At 72.1% G+C, this 4561-nt stretch carries 5 protein-coding genes; 2 read left to right on the top strand and 3 right to left on the bottom strand.

Going from position 1 to position 4561, the window contains the following annotated elements; translation table 11 throughout:
• Window positions 1-222 precede the first annotated feature (222 nt).
• Window positions 223-1389, top strand: coding sequence for a multidrug effflux MFS transporter (locus MFF42_RS22220; RefSeq protein WP_238257825.1), 1167 nt, complete (start codon window positions 223-225; stop codon window positions 1387-1389).
• A 210-nt stretch (window positions 1390-1599) separates the two neighbouring features.
• On the opposite strand, the gene MFF42_RS22215 is transcribed toward MFF42_RS22220, so the two are convergent.
• Window positions 1600-2340 (bottom strand): SDR family oxidoreductase, encoded by a 741-nt coding sequence (locus MFF42_RS22215; protein ID WP_238257823.1) that lies wholly within the window; start codon window positions 2338-2340, stop codon window positions 1600-1602.
• Window positions 2341-2421: 81 nt separating this feature from the next.
• Between MFF42_RS22215 and MFF42_RS22210 the strand changes: the two genes are divergently transcribed.
• Entirely contained in the window at window positions 2422-3075 is a 654-nt protein-coding gene (locus tag MFF42_RS22210; RefSeq protein ID WP_238257821.1) for a TetR/AcrR family transcriptional regulator, read from the top strand.
• Window positions 3076-3099: 24 nt separating this feature from the next.
• Here MFF42_RS22210 and MFF42_RS22205 read toward each other — a convergent pair whose 3' ends face one another.
• A complete protein-coding gene (locus MFF42_RS22205; protein ID WP_238257819.1) occupies window positions 3100-4014 on the bottom strand; it encodes a transglutaminase family protein in 915 nt (304 codons plus the stop codon).
• On the bottom strand, window positions 4011-4561 hold a 551-nt coding region (locus MFF42_RS22200), incomplete at its 5' end, for an alpha-E domain-containing protein (RefSeq protein WP_238257817.1). The genes MFF42_RS22205 and MFF42_RS22200, both read right to left, overlap by 4 nt.

Genomic DNA, 4561 nt, shown 5'->3' with positions numbered 1-4561 from the left:
CACCCTCTCCCGCGGAGGGGAGAGGGAAAGCGCTCCGTTCTTGGACGTTGACGACACCGGATTGCCGCCCGTCTTCGGCCGGTACTGACCCTGAAAGCATCCCCGACCGTGACACCCTCCCCTCGGCCCACCCCCGGCAGCCCCGCTTCCGAGGCCGCGCCGGGCGCAACACCCTGGGTCGGGCCGGGATTCGCCGAGTTCGTCGGCATCGTCGCGCTGATGATGGCGGTCACCGCCATGTCGATCGACAACCTGCTGCCGGCCTTCCCGCTGATCCAGGAACGGTTCTCGGTCGCCGACCCCAACAGCCTGCAGCTCCTCGTCTATGTCTACATGATCGGTTTCGGGGTGGCGCAGATCGTCTACGGGCCGGTCTCGGACGCGATCGGGCGGCGGCCGACCCTGCTGATCAGCCTCGGGATCTACACCGCAGGCTGCATCCTCTCGATGCTGGCGCCGAGCTACGAGTGGCTGCTCGCCTCCCGCGTCATCCAGGGCATGGGCGCGGCCGGCGGCCGGGTGCTCTCGACGGCGATCGTGCGCGACCGCTTCTCGGGCCGCGAGATGGCGAGCGTGATGTCGCTCATCATGATGGTGTTCCTGATCGTGCCGATGCTCGGCCCGGCGATCGGCGCCACCATGCTGCTGCTCGGCTCGTGGATCTGGGTGTTCGTGTCGATGCTGGCGCTCGGCGGCGTGCTCACGCTGTGGTTCGCCCTGCGCATGCCCGAGACGCTGCACCCCGAATACCGCCGCCCGCTCTCGCTCACGGCGACGGCGGCGGCGCTGCTCACCGTGCTGCGCACCCGCGCGGCGATCGGCTACGCCACGGCGCTCGGCCTGCTGACGGGCTGCATCATGGGCTATGTCGGCTCGGCCCAGCAGGTGTTCGACACCGGGCTCTACCATCTCGGCGGCCTGTTCCCCGTCGCCTTCGGCGTGGTGGCCGGCGCCATGGGCGCGGCGACGCTGATCAATTCCCGCGTCGTGCGCCGGCTCGGGATGCGGACCCTGTCGCATGCCGGCGTCACCGCCTTCACCGCGGTCGGCCTGCTGCAGGTCGGCATCGGCCTGCACTACCAGGGGCACCCGCCGCTGATGCTGTTCCTGTCGGTCCTGGCGCTGAACCAGTTCCTGATCAGCTTCGCCCTGCCGAACTTCAACGCCCTGGCGCTCCAGCCGCTCGGGGCGATCGCCGGCACCGCCTCGTCGTTCCTCGGCTTCTACACCACGATCCTCGGCGCCTTCTGCGGCTTCCTGATCGGGCACGCCTTCGACGGCACGGTGATGCCGGTGGCCTACGGCTACGCCCTGCTCGGCGGGCTGGCCCTGCTCACCGTCGCCTGGACCGAGCGCGGGCGGCTCTACCGGGCCGGCGTGTCCGGATGAGAGCCTGTTTCATTCGCATTTCCAGGGTTCTACCTCATCCTGAGGTGCCGCGCAGCGGCCTCGAAGGAGGGCTCCAGGGATCGCGGCGGCTTCTGGAAGCCTCCTTCGAGGCTCCTTGCCGAGGCAAGGAGCACCTCAGGATGAGGGGGATGATCGGACAAGCCGATCGGTCGGATGACCTGCGGACCTCGTTCGTCGAAACGATGCCGGTCAGGCGTTCGCGCCGCCATCCACCGTGAGGGTGGTGCCGGTGATCTGCCGCGCGGCGGGGCTCGCCAGGAAGGCGACGGCGGCGGCGATGTCCTCCGGTTTGCCGTAGTGCCCGAGCGCGGTCATGGAGCGCTGGAGGTCCGACTGCGCCCCGTCGGCCGGGTTCATGTCGGTGTCGGTCGATCCGGGCTGCACGAGGTTGACGGTGATGCCCTGGGGGCCGACTTCGCGCGCCAGCCCGCGGGTGAACGAGAGCAGGGCGGACTTCGTCATCGAGTAGACCGTGACGCCGGGAAACGGCACGCGCTCGCCGAGGCACGAGCCGATCGAGATGATCCGTCCGCCCTCCCGGAGATGCGGGATCGCCGCCTGCGAGGCCAGCACCACCGAGCGCACGTTCACGGCGAGAAGCGCGTCGATGTCGGCGAGCGGCATCTCCGCCACCGACCCGCCGCGGGCGATGCCGGCATTGTTCACGAGGATGTCGAGGCCGCCGAGTTCCGCGGCGACCGCATCGACCGAGCGCTTCACCGCCGCCGCGTCGGCGCTGTCGGCCTGGATGGCGAGGCCGCGCCGGCCCCGCGCCTCGATGGCGCGGACCACCTCGGCGGCCCGGTCGGCCGACCGCTCGTAGGTGATCGCCACATCCGCCCCGCGCTCCGCCAGCGCCAGGGCGATGGCGGCTCCGATGCCGCGGGAGGCGCCGGTGACGAGGGCGCGCTTGCCTGCCAGTTCACTCATCGACTGATCTTTCTGTATCGAACGACACAGAAATGGCTACGAGCGTTGCCCGCTCCGGTCAAGCGAATTATAGAACGATCGATGCAAAATTCCGGACCAGCGCCCTCCAACGATGACGCGGCACCGCGCGGCCGCGGCCGGCCGCGAACCTTCGACCGGGAGGCGGCCCTGACCGCGGCGATGCACCTGTTCTGGCGCAAGGGATTTGCCGCCACCTCGATCTCCGAGCTGACCGCGGCGATGGGGATCGGGTCACCGAGCCTCTACGCGGCCTTCGGCTCGAAGGAGGCGCTCTACGCCGAGGCGTTGCGCCACTACGGCGAGCGGTACGAGGCGCGCGTCTGGGGCCGGTTCGCTGCGGCTCCAACCGCCCGCGCGGCGGTCGAGGCCCTGCTGATGAGTTCGGCCGCCGCCCTGACCGAGGCGGGCGCAACCGGCGAACCGCGCGGCTGCATGGTGACGCTCTCGACCGTCGGCGGCGAGGGGCAGGCGGAACTCGGGGCGTGCGTGCGGGCGGCGCGCGCCCGCGGCCTCGAGGCGGTCACCGTGCGTCTCGGCCGCGCGGTGGCGGAAGGCGAACTGAGCCCCGCGCTCGATCTCCCCGCGCTTGCCCGCTTCGTGATGACGGTGCAGGGCGGCCTGTCGCTCCAGGCCCGCGACGGCGCGAGCCGGGCCGAGCTGGAGGCGGTGGCGCGGCTGGCGATGGCGGGATGGGACGCGCAAGTGCGCCGATAACGCCGACGGCCGACGGCGCGAAGGTCAGGCCGCCTCGTCCTCGGGGATGACGTCGACCTCGACGCTGAGCCGCTGCGCCCCGGCCGAGGCGACGATCCCGTCGATGGGGGCGACGTCGGCGTAGTCGCGGGCGCGCGCCACGACGATGTGGTCGTCGCGCACCACGCAGGCATTAGTCGGGTCGAGGCCGATCCAGCCGCCCTCCCCGAGTCCCGCCCCCCCACCGTCATCCGCGCCGCACCAGAGCGCGACCCAGGCGTGGCTGGCATCGGCGCCGCGCAGGCGCGGGCGGCCGGGTGGCGGCCGGGTGCGCAGGTAGCCGCTGACATAGGCCGCCGGCAGGCCGAGCCCGCGCAGACCCGCGATCATCACGTGGGCGAAGTCCTGGCAGACGCCCGCCCTGAGGGTGAAGGCCTCCGCCAGGGGCGTCGAGACGGTGGTCGCCTTGGCGTCGAAGCGGAAGTCGTCGCGGATGCGGTGCATCAACTCGACCGCCGCCCCGTAGGCGCTGCGCCCGGGCGAAAAACTTTTCCGGGCGTAATCCGTCACCTCGGCCACGAGCGGCACCCGCTGGCTCGGAAACTGGAAATGCGCCGGCCCGTCCGGCCCGAGGGAGGGCAGCGCCAGGGCGGCCGCCCGCACCGCCTCCCAGGCGGGTCCGGCCTCGGGCGGCGGCGGGGCCGGCCGCGCCACGGCGACCCGAGAGACGGCCTCGACCGCGAATTCGCGGTGCGGCTCGTCGAGGGTCAGCGTCAGCGTGTCGAGGCCGAAGAAGTCGCGCCGCTCCAGGCGGCGGGTCGGCTCGGGCGCGACGTGCAGCGCGCTCTCCAGCACCCGCTGTCCGTCGCCGTCGCGGGGGCGCAGGCGCAGGTTGCAGCGCGCGAAGCGGACGGTCCGGGCGTAGCGGTAGGTCGTCAGGTGCCGCAGGGTGTAGATCAAGCGAGACCCGTGAGCTTCTCCGGCCGCAGGGCGTCGGGGCCGTTGGGGAAGTAGCGGCCGGCGATGCGGTCGGCGAGGGCCTCCAGATCGGTCTCGAACCGCTCCAGAGCCTCGGCATCGAGCGCGGCGGCCTCCGCGGTCTGGAGCGTGACCGCGAGCGCCAGCGCCCGGCGGCGGTGCGGCTCGGGCAGCCCGTCGGCGGCCAGCGCCGGCAGGGCGTCGAGATGGGCGGTGATCGCCTGGAGCTGGTAGGCGACGGAGCGGGGATTGTTGGGGTCGAGCACCGCCATGTCGCAGACCGCGTCCCGGCTCACGCCGACGAGGTAGCGGGCACCGTAGGCGATCTGCGAATCGGCCAGGGAGAGCATCACGCCGAGATCCTCGGCGCTCGCGTCCGGGCCGCAGAAGCGCAGGGCGAAGCCGCAGGTGTTGATCGCCCGCTCGATGCGCCGGCCCATATCGGCGAAGCGCCAGCCGGCGGCGTGGCCCATATTCTCGTGCAGCAGGCCGGAGAGCGCGGCGAGGTGGCCGAGCGGGCGCTCGGCCA

The sequence above is a fragment of the Methylorubrum podarium genome (genome assembly GCF_022179745.1).
GTDB lineage: Bacteria > Pseudomonadota > Alphaproteobacteria > Rhizobiales > Beijerinckiaceae > Methylobacterium > Methylobacterium podarium.
The sequence above is the reverse complement of the archived record's forward strand: the minus strand, read 5'-3'. Positions and strand labels throughout refer to the sequence as shown.